This window comes from Streptomyces sp. NPDC104371 (assembly GCF_055583785.1).
Map to the genome: position 1 here is coordinate 286,408 of NZ_JBVJNF010000001.1, position 18,675 is coordinate 305,082.

General features: G+C 70.7%; 17 protein-coding genes and 1 riboswitch. Of the genes, 3 read left to right on the forward strand and 14 right to left on the reverse strand.

The features are described from left to right. Positions 1-105: 105 nt before the first annotated feature. From ACZ60T_RS01330 to ACZ60T_RS01340, 3 genes are read right to left on the reverse strand one after another with little or no spacing between them, the layout of a single operon-like run. Positions 106-1,242: a bifunctional 2-methylcitrate synthase/citrate synthase gene (locus tag ACZ60T_RS01330; protein WP_469663399.1), complete on the reverse strand. Its 1,137-nt coding sequence runs from the start codon at positions 1,240-1,242 to the stop codon at positions 106-108. 32 nt (positions 1,243-1,274) lie between these two features. Beyond that, positions 1,275-2,180, reverse strand: coding sequence for a methylisocitrate lyase (gene prpB / locus ACZ60T_RS01335; RefSeq protein ID WP_469664713.1), 906 nt, complete (start codon positions 2,178-2,180; stop codon positions 1,275-1,277). A gap of 2 nt (positions 2,181-2,182) precedes the next feature. Beyond that, a complete protein-coding gene (locus ACZ60T_RS01340; protein WP_469663401.1) occupies positions 2,183-3,691 on the reverse strand; it encodes an MmgE/PrpD family protein in 1,509 nt (502 codons plus the stop codon). A 234-nt stretch (positions 3,692-3,925) separates the two neighbouring features. Here ACZ60T_RS01340 and ACZ60T_RS01345 point away from each other — a divergent pair, with 234 nt between their 5' ends. Continuing rightward, a complete protein-coding gene (locus ACZ60T_RS01345; RefSeq protein WP_469663403.1) occupies positions 3,926-5,368 on the forward strand; it encodes a short-chain fatty acyl-CoA regulator family protein in 1,443 nt (480 codons plus the stop codon). Between the two features lie 91 nt (positions 5,369-5,459). On the opposite strand, the gene ACZ60T_RS01350 is transcribed toward ACZ60T_RS01345, so the two are convergent. From ACZ60T_RS01350 to ACZ60T_RS01390, 9 genes are all read right to left on the reverse strand, one after another. Further along, the gene (locus ACZ60T_RS01350; RefSeq protein ID WP_469663405.1) at positions 5,460-6,239 is read right to left on the reverse strand and encodes an enoyl-CoA hydratase; all 780 of its coding nucleotides are present in this window, start codon (positions 6,237-6,239) and stop codon (positions 5,460-5,462) included. Then, complete coding sequence (gene mmsB / locus ACZ60T_RS01355) at positions 6,236-7,132, reverse strand: 3-hydroxyisobutyrate dehydrogenase (protein WP_469663407.1); 897 nt, start codon at positions 7,130-7,132, stop codon at positions 6,236-6,238. The genes ACZ60T_RS01350 and mmsB overlap by 4 nt, the downstream gene beginning before the upstream one ends. Next, the gene (locus ACZ60T_RS01360; protein ID WP_469663408.1) at positions 7,129-8,199 is read right to left on the reverse strand and encodes an enoyl-CoA hydratase/isomerase family protein; all 1,071 of its coding nucleotides are present in this window, start codon (positions 8,197-8,199) and stop codon (positions 7,129-7,131) included. The genes mmsB and ACZ60T_RS01360 overlap by 4 nt, the downstream gene beginning before the upstream one ends. After that, positions 8,196-9,344 (reverse strand): acyl-CoA dehydrogenase family protein, encoded by a 1,149-nt coding sequence (locus tag ACZ60T_RS01365; RefSeq protein WP_469663410.1) that lies wholly within the window; start codon positions 9,342-9,344, stop codon positions 8,196-8,198. Before ACZ60T_RS01365 ends, ACZ60T_RS01360 begins: the two co-directional genes overlap by 4 nt. Before the next feature lie 6 nt (positions 9,345-9,350). Then, positions 9,351-10,874 (reverse strand): CoA-acylating methylmalonate-semialdehyde dehydrogenase, encoded by a 1,524-nt coding sequence (locus ACZ60T_RS01370; protein WP_469663412.1) that lies wholly within the window; start codon positions 10,872-10,874, stop codon positions 9,351-9,353. 181 nt (positions 10,875-11,055) lie between these two features. Then, positions 11,056-11,229, reverse strand: a riboswitch (cobalamin riboswitch). Between the two features lie 95 nt (positions 11,230-11,324). Then, entirely contained in the window at positions 11,325-11,963 is a 639-nt protein-coding gene (locus ACZ60T_RS01375; protein ID WP_469663414.1) for a hypothetical protein, read from the reverse strand. Then, positions 11,960-12,643, reverse strand: a complete 684-nt coding sequence (locus tag ACZ60T_RS01380) for a hypothetical protein (RefSeq protein WP_469663416.1) — start codon at positions 12,641-12,643, stop codon at positions 11,960-11,962. The genes ACZ60T_RS01375 and ACZ60T_RS01380 overlap by 4 nt, the downstream gene beginning before the upstream one ends. A gap of 249 nt (positions 12,644-12,892) precedes the next feature. Continuing rightward, positions 12,893-13,393, reverse strand: a complete 501-nt coding sequence (locus ACZ60T_RS01385) for a hypothetical protein (RefSeq protein ID WP_469663418.1) — start codon at positions 13,391-13,393, stop codon at positions 12,893-12,895. An 82-nt stretch (positions 13,394-13,475) separates the two neighbouring features. Then, complete coding sequence (locus tag ACZ60T_RS01390; RefSeq protein ID WP_469663420.1) at positions 13,476-14,246, reverse strand: HAD hydrolase family protein; 771 nt, start codon at positions 14,244-14,246, stop codon at positions 13,476-13,478. Between the two features lie 108 nt (positions 14,247-14,354). On the opposite strand from ACZ60T_RS01390, the gene ACZ60T_RS01395 reads away from it, so the two are divergent. Then, complete coding sequence (locus ACZ60T_RS01395; protein ID WP_469663422.1) at positions 14,355-14,540, forward strand: hypothetical protein; 186 nt, start codon at positions 14,355-14,357, stop codon at positions 14,538-14,540. Between the two features lie 96 nt (positions 14,541-14,636). Here ACZ60T_RS01395 and ACZ60T_RS01400 read toward each other — a convergent pair whose 3' ends face one another. Continuing rightward, the gene (locus tag ACZ60T_RS01400) at positions 14,637-15,464 is read right to left on the reverse strand and encodes a class I SAM-dependent methyltransferase (protein WP_469663424.1); all 828 of its coding nucleotides are present in this window, start codon (positions 15,462-15,464) and stop codon (positions 14,637-14,639) included. Positions 15,465-15,537: 73 nt separating this feature from the next. On the opposite strand from ACZ60T_RS01400, the gene ACZ60T_RS01405 reads away from it, so the two are divergent. Beyond that, entirely contained in the window at positions 15,538-16,158 is a 621-nt protein-coding gene (locus tag ACZ60T_RS01405) for a TetR/AcrR family transcriptional regulator (protein WP_469663426.1), read from the forward strand. 230 nt (positions 16,159-16,388) lie between these two features. On the opposite strand, the gene ACZ60T_RS01410 is transcribed toward ACZ60T_RS01405, so the two are convergent. Next, on the reverse strand, positions 16,389-18,587 hold the full coding sequence (locus ACZ60T_RS01410; protein ID WP_469663428.1) for an MMPL family transporter: 2,199 nt from the start codon (positions 18,585-18,587) through the stop codon (positions 16,389-16,391). Between the last annotated feature and the right edge of the window lie 88 nt (positions 18,588-18,675).

Sequence of the window (18,675 nt, forward strand, 5' to 3'; positions counted from 1 at the left end):
CTCCCGACCGCGGACCGGCCATCCGGCCCCGACACAGCCTTCCCACCAGCACCCTACCGACGGGGCCCGTGCATCCGGTGCCCCCTGGCGGTGGAAGTCGGCAGGCTACGCCGCGCCCGGTACCGCCCGCTGCCCCCGGCCGTCGTACGACGCCAATGGGCGGATCAGGGCGTTGTGGGTCAACTGCTCGGTGATGTGGGCGGTCCAGCCGGTGATGCGGCTCATCACGAAGATCGGTGTGAAGGCCGGGATGTCGAAGCCCATGAGGTGGTAGGCGAGCCCGGCCGGGTAGTCCAGGTTCGGGTGGATGCCCTTGCGGCTGATCATGGCGTGGCGCAGGGCCGCGTGCAGCGTGGCCAGGCGGGTCACTTCGGGGTCCGCGGCGCGCGCCACCAGCCGGTCCAGGGCCTCCTGCATGATCGGGACGCGGGAGTCGCCGTGCTTGTACACGCGGTGGCCGAAGCCCATGATCTTCCGCTTGGAGGTCAGCGCCTCGTCCAGCCAGGCCTCGGCACGCTGCGGATCGCCGATCTCCAACAGCATGTGCATCACGGCCTCGTTGGCGCCGCCGTGCAAGGGCCCCTTGAGGGCGCCGATCGCCGCGGTGACCGCGCTGTAGAGGTCGGAGAGGGTGGAGGTGACCACACGGGCGGTGAACGTCGAGGCGTTGAAGCTGTGTTCGGCGTACAGCACCAGGGAGATCTCGAAGCAGCGGACCACGTCCGGGTCGGGCACGCTGCCGAAGCACATGTGGAAGAAGTTCTCCGCGTACCCGAGGGCAGGGTCGGGCGGGATCGGGTCCAGGCCCCGGCGGCGGCGCTGGTCGGCCGCCACCACGGTGGGCAACTTGGCCAGCAGGGTGAGGGACTTGGCGCGGTTGGCGGCGAGGCTGCCGTCGTCCTCGGTGGGGTCCTCGGCGCCGAAGTAGCTGACGGCGGTGCGGAGTACGTCCATCGGGTGGCAGGTCTCGGGCAGCCTCGTCAGCAGTTCCAGCGTGGTGCGGTCCAGCGGGCGCAGGGCGCGTTCACGGGCCTGGAAGTCGCGGAGCTGTGCCGCGTCGGGGAGTTCGCCGTACCAGAGGAGGTAGGCGACCTCTTCGAAGGACCGGCGGGCGGCCAGGTCCTGCACCGGGTAGCCGCGGTACGTAAGGGAGTTGGTGTCCTGGATGACCGTGGAGATCTCGGTGGTGTCGACGACGACACCGGCGAGTCCGCGGTGGATCTCGGGTGCGGTGGTGGTCATGGGGTGCCTGCCTTCATGGGTCAGGTGCCTGGTCAGTTTCCGGGCGGGAGGGTGAAGTCGAAGACGGCCGAGTCGAAGGCCGAGTACTCCTCGTAGCCGAGGAGTTCGTACAGGCGGGAGCGGGTCTGCATACGCGGCAGCAGGGACTCCTGGGTGCCCTCGGCGGCGATCGTGCGCAGTCCGTCCTCGACCGCGCCCATGGCGATGCGCAGCAGCGTCACCGGGTAGAGGGCGATGTTGTAGCCGAGGTTCTCCAGGGTGGCCGTGTCGAGCAGGGGCGTCTTGCCGAACTCGGTGAGGTTGGCGAGCAGCGGCACGTCGATGGCCTCGCGGAACGCCTCGTACTCGCGGACGTCGGCGAGGGCTTCGGGGAAGATCGCGTCCGCGCCCGCGTCGACGTACGCCTTCGCCCGGTCGATCGCCGCGTCCAGGCCCTCGACCGAGCGGGCGTCGGTGCGTGCCATCAGCAGGAAGTCGGGGTCCCGGCGGGCGTCCACGGCGCCCCGGAGGCGGCGGACCATCTCCTCGCGGGGCGCGAGGGTCTTGCCGTCCAGATGGCCGCAGCGCTTGGGGTTGACCTGGTCCTCCAGATGCAGTCCGGCCAGGCCCGCGTCCTCCAGCAACTGCACGGTGCGGGCGGCGTTCATCGGTTCGCCGAATCCGGTGTCGGCGTCGATCAGGACGGGCAGGTCGGTGACCCTGGTCGTCTGCTGGGCACGCGCGGCGATCTCCACGGAGGTGGTCAGGCCGATGTCGGGCAGGCCCAGGTCGGCGGCGAGGACGGCGCCCGAGAGGTAGACGGCGTCGAAGCCGGTGTCCTGGATCAGCCGGGCGGACAGCGGGTTGATCGCGCCGGGGATGCGCAACAGGCGTCCCGAGGCGAGCTGTTCGCGGAAGGTCCGGCGGCGCTCGGCGGGCGTGGTCCGGGTGTGCAGCACCATCAGAACAGTCCCTTCGGCAGGCGAGCGTCGTACGCGGCGACCGTCTCCGTGTCGACGGCCGGGAACAGGCCGCCCAGGTCGTCCGCCGACAGTTCCGCGAGATGCTCGGCGGCGTTCAGGAAGGCGTCCTGCGCGGCCGGGGTGACGATGCCCTCGGTCAGGGTGCGGAACTTGCCCGCGTAGGCGGGGCGTTCGAAGGGACGGGCACCGGCCGGGTGGGCGTCGGCCACCGCCAGCTCGTCCTCGATCACCGAGCCGTCGTCCAGAGTGATCACCGCGCGTCCGCCGAAGGCCCGGCGGTCCGGGTCGGGGTCGTGGTAGCGGCGGGTCCACTCCGGGTCCTCGACCGTCGTGATCTTCCGCCACAGTTCGACGGTCTCCGGGCGGGCGGCGCGCTCGGGAGCGTAGGAGCGCTCGTGGTGCCAGGTGCCGTCCTCCAGGGCGACGGCGAAGATGTACGGCACCGAGTGGTCCAGCGTCTCGCGGCTGGCGCTCGGGTCGTACTTCTGCGGATCGTTCGCACCGGAGCCGATCACGTTGTGGGTGTGGTGGCTGGTGTGCAGAACGATCGAGCGCACCTTGTCCAGCGGGCCGGTCTTCTCCCGCAGGCGCCGGGCGAGGTCGATGATCGCCTGGGCCTGGTACTCGGCGGAGTGTTCCTTGGTGTACGTGTCGAGGATCGCGCGACGCGGCTCACCGGGCTCCGGGAGCAGGACGGTGTAGTCCGACTCGGGGCCGTTCAGCATCCAGGCCAGGAAGCCGTCCTCGCCCTCGTAGATCGGCGACGGGGAGGTCTCGCCGCGCATCGCCCGGTCGACGGCCTCGATGGCGGCCTTGCCCGCGAAGGCGGGGGCGTACGCCTTCCAGCTCGAGATCTCGCCCTTGCGGGACTGCCGGGTGGCGGTCGTGGTGTGCACGGCCTGCTGGATCGCCTGGTACACGGTCTCGGTCGGCAGCCGCAGCAGCGCGCCGAGGCCCCCGGCGGTGGCGGCGCTGAGGTGCGCCACATGGTCGATGCGGTGCTCGTGCAGGCAGATGCCCTTGACCAGCGCGACATGGATCTCGTACGCGGCGACGATCCCGCGCAGCAGGTCGGCGCCGGTACGGCCGGTGTGCTGGGCGACGGCCAGCAGCGGCGGGATGTTGTCGCCGGGGTGGGAGTAGTCGGCGGCCAGGTACGTGTCGTGGAAGTCGAGTTCGCGTACGGCGGTGCCGTTGGCCCAGGCGGCCCATTCGGGAGAGACCCGAGCCCGTGTGCCGAAGACGGAGGCGCCGGGGGCGGTGGCGCGGTGGGCGGTGGCCTGGGCGCGGGCCACGGCGACCGGGCGGCGCAGCAGGGAGGCGACCGCGACCGAGGCGTTGTCGATCACTCGGTTGACGGCCATCGCGGCGCTGTCGGCGTCGAGTTCCTCGGTGCTGGTGGCCACGACGGCCAGTTTCCAGGCGAGTTGGTCCTCGCGCGGGAGCCGGGCGGCGCTGGGGTGGACACGGACGTGGTGCTCGATCACGGGACTCCTCGCGGTACGGACGGGCCGGTCGGTGCTGATGTCATCGACAGTGCCCGTTCCGCGGCTCCCCCACCACCTCTCCACTCTGTGGAATCCGTACAGCTCAGCGCTGCGAATCTGCGAATTCTGCGAAGAACGCGGATGCTATCTTCGCAAGTAGGCTTCGCAAGAAGTCCTCGTAAGAAGTCACGGTCCGGATGTCGTCCCTCACGGCTTGCGACAAGGAGGTGCGCCATGGCGCGAGGAGCGGCCGACCGCAAGGTCTACGCTCATGCGAAGCTGCGCAGACTGCGCCGTGAGCACGGCATGAACCAGGTCGACATGGCCCATGCTCTCGGCATCTCCACCAGCTACGCCAACCAGATCGAGCAGAGCCGGCGTCCGCTGACCGCCTCCGTGCTGCTGCGGATCGCGGAGGTCTTCGGGGTCGACGCGGAGTTCTTCTCCGAGGCCGCCGAGGACCGTATCTCCGCCGATCTGCGGGCCGCGCTCGCCGACGAGGCGTGCGGAGTGCCGTTGCCCGCCGCCGAGGAGATCACCGAGGCCGCCCGCGACCACCCCGAGGTGGCCCGCGCCCTGGTCGCCCTGCACCGCCGCTACCGCGACACGGTCGAACAGGCCGCCGCCCTCGGCTCCCCGGGAGCGGCCGACGGCCTGCTGCCTCCCGCCGAACCGCACGACGAGGTACGGGACTTCTTCTACGCCCACCACAACCACTTCGAGCCGCTCGACACCGAGGCCGAACGGACCGCCCGTACGCTGGACCTGCGTCCCGGCAAGGCGGCCGACCCGCTCACGGCGCTGCTCGCCGAGCGCCACCACGTCCGCGTCGTCCAGGCCGCTCCGGGCCGGACCGGCGACGCGCGGCGCTTCGCTCCCGACACCGGGCTGCTGTTCCTCTCCCCCTGGCTCAGCGACGGCCAGCGCGCCTTCCAGCTCGCCACCCAGCTAGCCCTGTTGGAGCACGGTCCGCTCCTTAGCCAACTGGCCGACAGCGCCACACAGTTGACCTCGCCGGAGTCCTCGGCGCTGGCCCGTATCGGGCTGGCGAACTACTTCGCCGGCGCGCTCCTCATGCCGTACGCCGCCTTCCACGCGGTGGCCGAAGAAGTGCGCTACGACATCGAGTTGCTCTCCGCACGCTTCGGTGTCGGCTTCGAGACGGTCTGCCATCGTCTGAGCACGCTTCAGCGCACCGGACGGCGGGGCGTGCCGTTCTCCTTCCTGCGGGTCGACCGGGCCGGGAACATCTCCAAGCGGCAGTCCGCGACCGACTTCCACTTCTCCCGGCTCGGCGGCACCTGCCCCCTGTGGACGGTGTACGAGGCGTTCTCCGCGCCTGGCCGGATCCTCACCCAGGTCGCCGAAATGCCGGACGGCAAACGGTACTTCTGGGTGGCGCGCACCATCACCCGAGGGGGCTTCGGCCATCATGCCCCGCGTGCCGAGTACGCCGTCGCCCTCGGCTGCGAACTGCGGCACGCCCATCGCCTGGTCTACGCGGAGGGTGTCGCCCTCGACGACCCGCGCGCCGCGACGCCGATCGGGCTCGGCTGCCGGATCTGCGAGCGCCGTGACTGTGTGCAGCGGGCCCGCCCACCGGCGGGCGGGCGGTTGGCCGTCGATCCCGATCGGCGGACGTATGTGCCGTATCCGGTGGAGAGCACCGCGCTGTGACGGGCTCCGGTTCCGCAGGGCGGGTTCGCGATCGGACCCGCGCACGCGCGTGGCCCCGGAGCGGTTCCGGGGCCACGCGCGTGCGTGTGGTTCAGTGATGCCGGAAGACGGGGGGCCGCTTGTCGGTGAAGGCGGCCATGCCCTCCTTCTGGTCCTCGGTGGCGAACACCGCGTGGAACAGGCGGCGTTCGAAACGGACGCCCTCGGCGAGCGTGGTCTCGAAGGCTCGGCCGACGGCCTCCTTGGCCATCATCGCCACCGGCAGCGACATGCCCGCGACGACCTCGGCGACCGCCATCGCCTCGGCGACCAGTTCGACGGCGGGCACGATCCGTGAGACCAGCCCGGCCCGCTCGGCCTCGACGGCGTCCATCGTGCGCCCGGTCAGCACCAGTTCCATGGCCTTGGCCTTGCCCACCGCGCGCGTCAGCCGCTGGGACCCGCCGATACCGGGGATGACTCCGAGCTTGATCTCCGGCTGGCCGAAGACGGCCGTGTCGGCGGCGAGCAGGATGTCACAGAGCATGGCGAGTTCACAGCCGCCGCCGAGGGCGTATCCGGCGACGGCGGCCACGGTCGGGGTGCGGAGCTGTCCCAGCCGGTCCCAGGCGGCGAACCAGTCGGCGAGGTACATGTCCATGTACCCCTGGGGCCGCATCTCCTTGATGTCGGCACCGGCCGCGAACGCCTTCGCCGAGCCGGTGATGACGATGCAGCCGCAGTCCGGGTCCCGGTCGAGGGCCTCGGTGGCGGCCACGACCTCCTCCATCACCTGGAGGTTCAGCGCGTTGAGCGCCTTGGGACGGTTGAGGGTGAGCAGGGCGGTGCGGCCCTTGCGTTCGACCAGGACGGTCTCGTATGCGGTGGTCATGTGGCGTCTCCGCTCCGTTCCCTGACGGTTCGTACGATGCCTGAGAAGTCCTCGCTGTCACCGACGCGTTCGGCGTAGGCCGCGTACAACTCGGCCGCGCGCAGCCCGAGTTCGGCGTGCACTTTGCCCTCGCGGACGGCGTTGGCGGCCAGGCCCAGGTCCTTGGCCATCAGGGAGACGGCGAAGCCCGGCAGGTAGTCGCGGTTGGCGGGGCTGGTCGGCACCGGCCCGGGGACCGGGCAGTTGACGCTGAGGGCCCAGCACTGCCCGGACGCCGTGGAGGCCACGTCGTACAGCGCCTGATGGGACAGGCCGAGGCTCTCGCCGAGGACGAACGCCTCGCTCACGGCGATCATGGAGATGCCGAGGATCATGTTGTTGCAGATCTTGGCGGCCTGCCCGGCTCCGGATCCACCGCAGTGCACGGCCTTCTTGCCCATGGCCTCCAGCAGCGGGAGCGCCTCGGCGAACTCGTTCTCGCCCCCACCGGCCATGAACGTGAGGGTGGCGGCCTCGGCGCCGACCACTCCGCCGGAGACGGGTGCGTCCAGGGCGCGCATCCCCGCGGCGACCGCGCGTTCGTGGGCCGTGCGCGCGTCGGCGACGTCGATCGTGGAGCAGTCGACGAACAGGGTGCCGGGGCGGGCGGCGGCGAGGATGTCGTCGTACAGGCCGAGCACATGGCGTCCGGCGGGGAGCATGCTGATGACCACGTCGGCGACGGCGACGGCGTCGACCGCGGATGCGGCGGGCTCGACGCCGGTCCGGGCGGCGGTCTCCACGGCCGCGGGGACGAGGTCATTGCCGAGCACCCGGTGACCGGCCTTGGCGAGGTTGACGGCCATCGGGCCGCCCATGTGTCCGAGTCCGATGAACGCGACGGTCCGGCTCACCAGGCCACCTCCTCGGTGGTGTCGGTCCCGTCGGCGAGGCCGAGTTCGCGCTCGCCGAGGGGAGCGAAGCAGCGCTGGACGTCCGCGTCGGTGACCTCGGCGAGCGTCGCGGGCGACCAACGGGGGTTGCGGTCCTTGTCGATGACCTGGGCGCGGACGCCCTCCACCAGATCCGGGGCGGCCAGCATCGCGCAGGAGACGCGGTACTCCTGATCGAGGACCCGCTCCAGGAGGCCGAGCCGGCGGGCCCGGCGCACAGCCGCCAGGGTGACCTTGAGGGCCGTCGGGGACTTGGCGAGCAGGGTCTCGGCGGTCTCCTTGGCGGCCGGGTCGCCCTGGTCGAGGAGCCGCTGGACGATCTCCTCCACGGTGTCGGCCGCGAAGCAGGTGTCGATCCACTCCCTCCGACCGGCCTGCTCTCCCGCCGGTGGGTCCTGGACATGGCGCGCGAGAGCCTCGGGTACGGGCAGCTCGGCGAGGTCGTCGACGAACGGCCGCAGCGAGGCCGAGGGCACGAAGTGGTCGGCGAGCCCGCACAGCAGGGCGTCCGAGGCGCCGACCGACGCGCCCGTCAGGGCGAGGTAGGTGCCCGACTCGCCGGGGGCGAGGGCGAGAAGGTAGGTGCCGCCGACATCGGGGACGAAGCCGATACCGGTCTCGGGCATCGCGATACGGGACCGCTCGGTGACGATCCGGACGCTGCCGTGTGCGGACACACCTACCCCGCCGCCCATGACGATGCCGTCCATGAGGGCGACGTACGGCTTCGGGTAGCGGGCGATACGGGCATTGAGGTGGTACTCGTCGCGCCAGAAGGCGGCCGAGGCACTGCCGTCGCCGTCCCGGGCGTCCTCGTGGATGGCGCGGATGTCGCCACCGGCGCACAGGCCGCGCTCCCCCGCGCCGGTGAGGACGACGGTGGCGACGGCCGGGTCGTGCTCCCACTCGGTGAGTGTCTCGTCGATGCGGAGCACCATCTCGTGGGTGAGGGCGTTCAGGGCCTTGGGGCGGTTGAGGGTGATGTGGGCGGCGTGGCCGCTTCGGTGGAACAGGACGTCGTCGCTCATCCGAACGCCTCCGTCAGTCCACGGGCCACGATGACGCGCATGATCTCGTTGGTTCCTTCCAGGATCTGGTGCACCCGCAGGTCGCGGACGATCTTCTCGATGCCGTACTCGCCGAGATAGCCGTAGCCGCCGTGCAGTTGGAGCGCGCGGTCGGCGACCGAGTAGCCGGTGTCGGTGGCGAACCGCTTAGCCATCGCGCACAGGTACGGCGCCTGCGGATCACCCCGGTCGAGCGCCTGGGCGGCCTGCTGGACCAGGGCGCGGGCGGCGGCGAGTTCGGTGGCCATGTCGGCGAGGCGGAAGCGCAACGCCTGCGCGTCGAGGAGGCGTTGGCCGAACGCCTCGCGGTCGGCGAGATGGGCCAGGCTGCGGTCGAGGGCGCTGCGGGCACCGCCGAGAGAGCAGGCGGCGATGCCGAGACGGCCACCGTTGAGGCCGTTCATCGCGATCCGGAAGCCCTCACCCTCACGCCCGAGGAGCCGGTCGGCGGGAACACGGACGCCGTCCATGACCACCTGGCGGGTGGGCTGGGCGTTCCAGCCCATCTTCCGCTCGTTCGGCCCGAAGGAGAGGCCGGGGTCGTCCTTGTCGACGACGAACGCGGAGATTCCGTCGGCGCCCTCGCCGCCGGTACGGGCCATCACGACGTAGAGCTGGGAGGCCCCGGCGCCGGAGATGAACTGCTTCACGCCCGTGAGCACCCAGTCGTCCCCGTCCCGGACGGCGCGGCTGGTCAGGGCCGCCGCGTCCGACCCGGCGCCGGGTTCGGTGAGGCAGTAGCTGGCGAGGTCCTCCATGGCGCACAGGCGGGGCAGCCACCGCTCGCGCTGGGCGTCGTCGCCGTAGTGGTCGATCATCCAGGCGACCATGTTGTGGATGGACAGGTATCCCGCGATGGACGGGCAGCCGGAGGCAAGGGTCTCGAAGACGAGGACGCCGTCGGACCGGGTGAGGCCGCTGCCCCCGGACTCCTCCCGGACGTAGACGCCGCCGAGGCCGAGCCCCGCGGCCTTGCGCAGCACGTCGACGGGGAAGTGCTTGTCACGGTCCCAGTCGAGGGCGTGCGGGGCGAGGTGGTCCTGGGCGAAGTCGAGGGTGGTCTCCACGAGGGCCTGCTGGTCCTCGGTGAGCAGGGTGCTGGTCATGGTCGCTCAACTCATCGTGGGGATCGTGAAACTGGCGCCTTCCCGCTGACCCGCGGGCCAGCGGGAGGTGACCGTCTTCGTACGGGTGTAGAAGCGGACGGCGTCCGGACCGTGCTGGTTGAGGTCGCCGAAGCCGGAGCGCTTCCAGCCGCCGAAGGTGTGGTAGGCGACCGGTACCGGGATGGGTACGTTGACGCCGACCATGCCGGTGTTCACGCGTCGGGTGAAGTCGCGGGCGGTGTCTCCGTCGCGGGTGAAGAGGGCGACGCCGTTGCCGTAGGTGTGCTCGCTGGGCAGGCGCAGGGCCTCCTCGTAGTCCGAGGCGCGGACGACGCACAGGACGGGGCCGAAGATCTCCTCCTGGTAGATCCGCATGTCCGGGGTGACCCGGTCGAAGAGGGAGGCACCGGCGAAGAAGCCGTTCTCGTGCCCGTCGAGCGTGAACTCCCGTCCGTCCACGACAAGTTCGGCCCCCTCCTCGACGCCGAGATCGACGTAGGAGCGGACACGGTCCACGGCGTCACGGCCGACCAGCGGCCCGAAGTCGGCCTCGGGGTCGTCACTGCGGCCGATCCGCAGCGCGGCGATCCGCTCCTTCAGGCGGGCCACCAGGGCGTCCGCGGTGTCCTCACCCACCGGCACGGCGACCGAGATCGCCATGCAGCGCTCGCCCGCCGAACCGTATCCGGCGCCGATCAGCGCGTCCACGGCCTGATCGAGATCGGCGTCCGGCATCACGATCATGTGGTTCTTGGCGCCGCCGAAGCACTGGGCGCGCTTGCCGTGGGCGGCGGCGGTGGCGTAGACGTGCGCGGCGATCGGGGTGGAGCCGACGAAGCCGAGGGCCGCCACGCGGGGGTCTTCGAGAAGGACGTCCACGGATTCCCGGGCGCCGTTGACGACGTTCAGCACGCCGGGCGGCAGACCGGCCTCCAGGAAGAGTTCGGCGAGCCGCAGCGGAACCGACGGGTCACGCTCCGACGGCTTGAGGATGAAGGCGTTGCCACAGGCCAGGGCCGGGGCGGCCTTCCACAGGGGGATCATCGCCGGGAAGTTGAACGGGGTGATCCCGGCGACCACGCCAAGGGGTGCGCGCAGGGAGTGGACATCGATGCCCGTGCCCGCGTTGTCGGTGAACTCGCCCTTGAGCAGGTGCGGGATGCCCGCCGCGAACTCGACGACGTCCAGGCCGCGTTGGATGTCGCCGTGCGCGTCGGCGATCGTCTTGCCGTGCTCGGCGGACAGCAGCCGGGCCAGCGCGTCCTTCTCCTGCTCGACGAGCTGAAGGAAGCGCAGCAGGACCCGGGCGCGGCGCTGCGGGTTCCACTCGCCCCACGCGCGTTGCGCGTTGACGGCGTCGGCGATCGCCGCCTCCGTCTCGGCGCGGTTCGCGAGGGGCACCAGGGCCTGGACCTCGCCGGTGTTGGGGTCGTACACCTCGCCGTAGGCACCCGATGTCCCCGGGGTGTGCTTGCCGCCGATGAAGTGGGTCAACTCGCGCACGGAGGCGCGTTCGTGCTCGCGGACCATGACTGCCTGCTCTCGTCAGGAGGGATCCGGGGATGGCCGCGCCGGTACCGCACTCGGACGCAGGGGCGTACGGGTGCCGGGGCGCGAGATCGCGTATGGCCGGAAGCCCCGTCAGACGGCGGGCTCACCAGGGTCGTGGGTATACACCGGTGCCATGCGTGTCAGCTCCATCCTCGTGGACAACACGGAACATCCCGCGGCCGGTATCCTGACTTCCGGATCAGCGCGCGCCGTCCGCCTTCCCGACATCCAGCTCGTCAGTGGCGTCCTGCTCGACGGCGTACTCCCCGGTCACAGTGGCGGGACCGCGCCGGAATCACACCGGCTTCCCTGCACCGCGGGCCTTGTACTCACGACTATATAGTTGGACGTCCTAGTAAATCCAGCGGTGCGGGATGTTCGAGGTGGGGCGGCGTCGGTCCGAGGTGCGGACGGGGGCCGACGGCGGGTTCAGCCCAGCAGTCGGACGAGCACGAGCAGGGCGACCGCGAAGACCACGCTCGCCACGAGGGTCCCCAGGCCGGCCGGTACCCCGGTGGCGTACCGCTTCACCTCGGCGGGCGGGGTGAGGCTGCTCGCGCGAGCCAGCCACTCGCGCGGCGGGTTGTCGGGGATGACGACCCTCCAGGGCTGCTCGGGGTCGTACTCGACTACCGCCCCCGACCGGTGCAGCAGCCCCTGCACATCGAGCGGGTGACGGACCTGGATCCGATAGGCGGGACGGCCGTCGGGCACCACGGTCAGGTCGAAGGCGAACACCGAGCCCGGTGCCCGTCCGTCGATGGCGGGCCGACCGGTCTCCTTGTGTACGGACTTCACCGAGTGGACCACGGCGGGCGCGAAGGCGCGGGGTCCGCCGGAGCGCAGCGCGGGGATCATGAGGTCCGACCGGGACGGCTCACCCGCCTTGCCGAACACCGCCAGCGCCAGGGCCGTCGCGGGCAACCCCGTCAGCAGCAGCCAGCGGGGGCCGTGCGCGGCGCCCTGGACCAGCGCGGCGAACGCGAGTCCCGCGAGGACGGTGGACAGCAGGCTGACAGGGCTGCTGAAGAGCCTGCGGGCGGCGGCCAGGGAGCGGTTTCGGTTCATGAGAGGCGCAGCAGCTTTCGGCGGGGTACGGCGACCCGGGTGCGTACGGGGTCGCCGGGGCGGTCGGTGTCGTACACGGCGAGGACGTCACGCCGGAGGGCGACGCGTTCCACGACGGCGGGGACCTCGTGGCGAACCCCGGCCAAGTCCTCGAAGACCACGGTGACTTCGCCGCGCTTGCGGCCCACCGACCGCCAGCCCTCCAGCACCGCGTCGGCTGTGGCGTAACGGCGGGAGAGCCTGCGCAGCCCGGCGGTGCGGCGCAGGCTCACGGCCGCGCCCCAGCATGCGGCGAGGCAGCCCGCCGCCGCGACGGACCAGAGGAAGGTGAGCCATCCCGAGACGGAGAACCGGCCGAGCGGGAAGAAGAGGTGGAAGCCGGTGACGGTGTCGTACTCGACCTGGCCGTCCGCGACCGCGTCGTACCAACCGGCAGCGCAGGCGACGGCGCAAAGCGCGACCACCGCGCCGGGCGTGGCACGGTGCAGGAACCGGGCGGAGAGCAGACCGAGGACGAGGGCGCAGACCGCTCCGACGAAGGAGGCCCCGGCGGCGAACTGATCGCTGGCGCAGCCTTCGGCCGCGTCGCAGGTCCAGCGGACGGTGGACGCCTCATGGCTGGCGATGTGCCACACCATCCAGACCTGCCACACCATCAGCGCGCAGGCGATGACTCGCATGACCTGCCCGTAGGCTCTCTGCCCCACTCCCCCGCCCCTGCCTTTCGACGCGCCACGGGGCCCAAGTGCCCCGGTGGACGGTACACATGCGATCGACGCCCTGTCCGTGATCCACACCACCTGGCGACGACGGGCGCTGTTGTACCGGGTTGGCAGGCCCGGCCGACTGGGCGTGGGCACGGACGCGGTGTGCGGTCGCCGCGGGCGTCACCGCCACCGCCCTGACGGTCAACAGCCCTCTCTTCAGAGCTACTTACCGGCCAGACCCAAGTTGGCCCCACTGCGCAGGTCCGCGAACCCCTGCGCGATCACGGCAGCCGGATCCAGACATGCCTCACGGGTGTCCGCTCGCGTCGGCTCCTGGGCGCATCCCAGGGTTTCGTAGGTACGCACGGCAGCTTGGATCTTGCGGGCAGCGGAATCGAGCGTCGCGAATCCTTGGCGCCCATCGATCTCGCTCAAGGCAAGGCCCGCAGCGTCGGATGTGGCATCGGCTGCCGCCTTGCACTTCGCGGTGAACATCTGCGGCGACGACGTCGAGCAGGGAGAGTTCGCGCCCGAACCGAACCGCTGCTCATCCGTCGAGATTCGCTCCTCAAGGGCGAGCTTCACACCCTCGGCGGCTTGCCCCTTCGCTGAGACCGGCTCACTCGACGGCGAAGGGGAGGCCGAGGGCCGGTCCGAGCGATTCACGTCTTCGGAATCGCTGCAGCCCGTGATGAGCACCCCTGACAGGCCCAGGATCGCCACCGCTCGCAGTGCACTCCGCTTCATTGCTCCCCCTTGCAACCGTGTCCTCATGTGGATGCGCAACCAGCCGGAGACAAGAGGCTCAGGCCGCGGGTGTCGCTGTGGCGAGTCTGGAGATCTCGGCGGCGACGGCGCTCGGGTCGGGGGTGACGGTGACACGGGCGATGTCGTCCAGGCCGGGGTGGGCGCCGACGCGGACCGAGTGCCGCGCGTTGCGCAGCAGGTCGAGGTCGTTGATGTCGTTGCCGAAGGCGTTGTACTGGTCGATGCCCAGAGAGGTCAGGGCCTCCCACTTGTTCGTGGTGCCCGGGGCGAAGTCGATGATCGCCTCGTCGAGGTGGTGGTTGACGGTCATCCCGAGCACGCGGCACGCCTCGGCGAGGGCTGCCATGTCGGTCGCGTCGACCACGAGGAACTTCACGACGGCGGGGAGGTCCGCGAGGTCGACCCGGCGGGCGAGGCGGCCTTGGTCGACGCGGCCGAGGATCGGGTGGTCGGCCGGACCGGTGTAGGCATAGTCCCAAGGGCCGTCGGCGAGGTAGCCCGCCTGGAACCGGTCGGCCTCGATCAGCAGCTTGCCGAGGTCACCGGCCTCGAACGCGGCCCGCGCCCGCACCTGGCCGTCGACGGAGACAAGGCTGCCGTTCCCACCGATCAGCGTGGCGGTGGGGAAGGCCCCGTCGAGAACGGGCAGCAGGTCGCGGACCGGCCGGGCGGAGGCGAAGACCAACTGGTGACCGGCGCGTTCGCAGGTCTCGATGGCGGCGATGATCCGGCTGTCGATCGTCTGTCCGTCGAAGCAGAGCGTGCCGTCGATGTCGAAGACTGTGGTGCGGGCGCTGGAAGTGGTCACGGCGAGATCGTATCGAGTCTGTACCGTGCGCGATCTACCACCTGCCGGGTGCGTACGGGGCGATGCCCTCGTCCCCTGTCTGTCAGTGGTGATCGCCATCATGGGGACATGACCGATCAGGACCTGACCACCGACCGTATCTGGCGACTTCACCACGGCGACCAGGAGATCGTCAGGCTGACCATGACGACGGCACCGTCGGCTGGCGCTGCCGCTTCTGGGGCGAGGAATCCGGCTGGGCCCGGCGACAAGGCACTGGTCGCCGCCTTGCTCGCCGAGTGGCAAGAGGCCTGAGGAGACGGGCGGTTGGCCGCGTACGAGAGCGTCTACGGTCTGCTCGGCGAACCGCCTGTCTTCGAGCGGGAGGGAAACGACCCGCGGCGGACAGGCTCAGGACGCGCCGGTACGTACGGCGGTCGCGGCCAGGGTGGTGTAGCCCATCGTGAAGCCACCGCCCAGAGAGTCGATGGCGCGTCCCACCGTGTCCAGTATCTCGGCCTGTTGATCAGGATGGAGCCGGGTGAGGCCTCCGGTGGTAGGGAGCAGCTCCAGCCATTGGTCGCGCGTATAGGACCGCTCCCAGTCGAATCGCCACTGTTCGGGGTCCTCGAACTGTTCGGTCTCCCGGATCCTGTCGCCGAACTTCGCGTACGCCGCCTGGTAGAGGTCGAGCGGGCGTCGGGACGGTTGGCCGCTGAGTGGGGAGTCGGGCGCCGTCCGCCGCAAGGCAGCGGCGAACGGTTCGGCCACCTCGGCGGGCGGCTCGTACACGTGCCCGAAGATCGCCAGCCGTCCCCCTGGACGCAGCAGACGGGCCGCCTTCACGGTGCCCGCGACCGGATCCACCCAGTGCCACGACTGCGCGGCGATGACCACGTCGTACGTCCGACCGGCCGACTGCCAGGCTTCGAAGGCCGCCACCTCGACCTCCAGGCCACGAGCTCGCGCGAAGTCGGCCATCCGCGCGTCGGGTTCGACGCCGAGCACGGCGCACCCGGCGGCTTGGAACTGGCGGGCCGCGATGCCGGTGCCGCAGCCGATGTCGAGCACGTCAGGACCGGGGCTCCCCGCGACGATCCGCGCTACCAGCGCGTCGGGGTAGCCGGGCCGGGCCTGGTCGTAGCGTGGGGCGTCCACGCCGAACGATTCGGCCGTCCGCCGCGCCAAATGCGGCTCCACCGGGGGAAGTTCGGGCTGCTCTCGCGGTAAAATGGGCATGCGCCCACCCTAGTGGGCACGCGCCCACTAGGCAACGGATGCCGACGGGCCGACCGTACGAGAGGATCTGCGAGTGCCGACTGGGGTGCACCTTCGAGACGCGCGGCAGCAACTGTTCGACGCCGCCGAGCGCGTGCTTCTGCGGGACGGACCGAACGGACTGACCAGCCGGGCCGTCACCGACGAGGCGGGCTGTGCCAAAGGCGTCCTGCATCGGTACTTCGCCGACTTCGACGCCTTCCTCACCGCCCTCGTGCTCGACCGGGCCGCGCGGCTCGAGACGCAGGCGAGTGCGCTGCGCGAGTCCGCCGGCACGGGCACGGTGGCCGACAACCTCGCCACCGCGCTGACGGCCCTGTTCGGACCGATTCCGGTGGCCATCATCCCGCTCATCACCTTCCGGGACGAGCTGCGCGCACGGCTGCGGCAGGCCACGCCCGGAGGGGGCATCGCGATCCTCGCCCAGGCCACGACCGCGGTCGCCGCGTACCTCTCCGACGAGCGTGACCGAGGCCGCATCGCGGCCGACGCCGATATCGACTCGCTCACTCTCTCCCTGGTCGGTGGCGGGCATCTCCTCTTCGCGGACCGCGACCCCGGCCCGCCCACCACGTCAGCCGTCAACAAGCTCGTGACGGCGGTCATCGCCGACGCCGTACAACGACGACCGACCGACCTCCCCTGCGAGGCATAGACCCTGGCGTACCCCCGGTCACGACGTCCTGGCGTCGCGTCGACGCGACGGAGATACGTCCCTGCTGAGCGTGCTCCCCATAGGCCACCTTCGCGCCGGACCCCGTACCTCAGTAGGACTCCGGCTCCAGGGAACGAATCGGCCCGGCAGTGGTCGGCCGTTCGGTTCGACCACTGCCGGGCTTCGCGGCGCGCCTGGCCCGTCCCCACGGTCCGGCGCGGCCGGGGGTGTCAGACCCGGATCTCGGCAGTCTCGTGTTCCTCACCCGAGGCCCGGGATCCGGCCTCGGGATGCTTGACGAGGCCCTCGCCCTCCACGTCGACGTTGGGCAGTACCTTGTCGAGCCACTTCGGGAGCCACCAGGCGCGCTGGCCGAGGAGGGCGAGCACGGCCGGGACGATGGTCATACGGACGAGGAAGGCGTCGGCGAAGACGGCGAACGCGAGGCCGAAGCCGATCATCTTGACCATGGGGTCGTTGGAGCCGATGAATCCGGCGAAGACGCAGATCATGATGGCCGCGGCGGCGGTGACGACACGGGCTCCGTGGCGGAATCCGGTGACCACGGCCTGGCGGGGGCTCTCGCCGTGGACGTATGCCTCGCGCATGCGGGTCACCAGGAACACCTCGTAGTCCATGGCCAGGCCGAAGACGACGCCCACCATGAAGATCGGCATCATGCTCATGATCGGGCTGGTCTGTTCGACACCGAACAGGTCGGCGGCCCAGCCCCATTGGAAAACCGCGACGACGGCCCCGAGTGAAGCCGCCACCGACAGAAGGAACCCGAGGGCCGCCTTGAGCGGGACGAGGATCGAGCGGAACACCAGGGTCAGCAGCACGAACGCCAGGCCGACCACGAGAGCCAGGTACGGGGCAAGTGCGGAGTTGAGCTTGTCCGACACGTCGACCTTCATGGCCGTCATCCCGGTGACCATGACGTTGTTGTCGGTGCGGTGGCGGATGTCGGCCAGGAGCGTCTCCGTCCTGCCGCTGTCGGGCGCGGTGGTCGGGACGACCGTGAGGATGGCGGTCCGCCCCGCCTTGTCGAAGGTGGCGGGTCCGACGGCCGCGACGTCCTTCAGCCCGGTGATCGTCTTGCTCACCCGGGCGGCCTCGGCCTTGATGTCACCGCCGTCGGCCGCCGCGTCCACGGTCACCAGCAGAGGACCGTTCACGCCGGGGCCGAAGCTCTCGGCGATCATGTCGTACGCCTTGCGCTGGGTGGTACTGAGCGGCTGGTCTCCATCGCCGGGCAGACCCATCGTCAGGTCACCGACCGGGACAGCGATCACACCGAGGGCGACCACGGCGGTGAGCAGGACGGTGACCGGGCGGCGCAGGACGAAGCGTGCCCACCGGGTGCCCATGTTGGGCTTCGCGGGAAGCCCGGTGGCGCGCGTTCCCTTGCGATCCTTGCGGCCCAGGACGCGTCGGCCCGCGAAGCCGAGCAGTGCGGGGACCAGGGTGAGCGCGATGATCACCGCGATGGCGACCGTGCCGGCCGCGGCCAGGCCCATCTTGGTCAGCAACGGGATGTTGACGACGGCCAGTGCGGCGAGCGCGATCAGGACGGTGAGGCCCGCGAAGACGACCGCGGAGCCCGCCGTGCCGACCGCGAGGCCCGCGGCCTCCTCCCGGTCGCGGCCCTCGGCGAGTTCGGACCGGTAGCGGGAGACGATGAACAGCGCGTAGTCGATGCCGACCGCGAGACCGATCATCGAGGCGAGCGTCGGGGTGGTGCTGGACAGGTCGAGGACCTCGGTGAGCGCCATGATCGAGGCGACACCGATACCGACACCGATGATCGCGGTGACCAGGGGCAGACCCGATGCGACGAGCGAGCCGAAGGTGATCACCAGGACGACGGCCGCCAGCGCGATCCCGATGATCTCGGCGGCCCCGGCCTCCGGAATCTCCGCCAGAGCCGTGCCGCCCGCCTCAACGGTCAACCCCGCGTGCCGCCCTTCGTCGAGGACCTGGTCCAGCGTGTCCAGGGATGTGTGGGACATCTCGCTGAACTGCACGTTGTAGGAGACCACCACATAGGCGGTGGTGCCGTCCTGGCTGACGGCATGTGCCGTGAACGGGTCGAGGACGGCGGCGACTTGTCTGTTGCCGCGGCCGAGTTCGGCCACGGCCGCCTCGACCGTCCTCTTGTTGTCCGAGGCGGTGATCTTCTCGCCCGCCGGGGCCCGGAAGACGATGTTCGCCTGAGCGCCGTCCGCGTGCATGTCCGGGAAGCGTTCGTCCAGCAGATCGAACGCCTTCTGCGCCTCGGTGCCGGGAATGGAGAAGGTGTTGTTGCCTGTGGAGCCGGCGCTGACCGCGCCGACACCGGCCACGGCCAGCAGGGCTACCCACAGCAGGGCGACGAGACGTCGCTTGCGGAAGGACCACCGGCCGAGTCTGTAGAGGAATATGGCCACGAGGAAGTTGCTCCCGGTCGGGTTGTCGGATGGACGAAAGAGGGCAGGGGGAGCCGCCCCGACGGCGAGAACCGCGTACGTCGGGCGG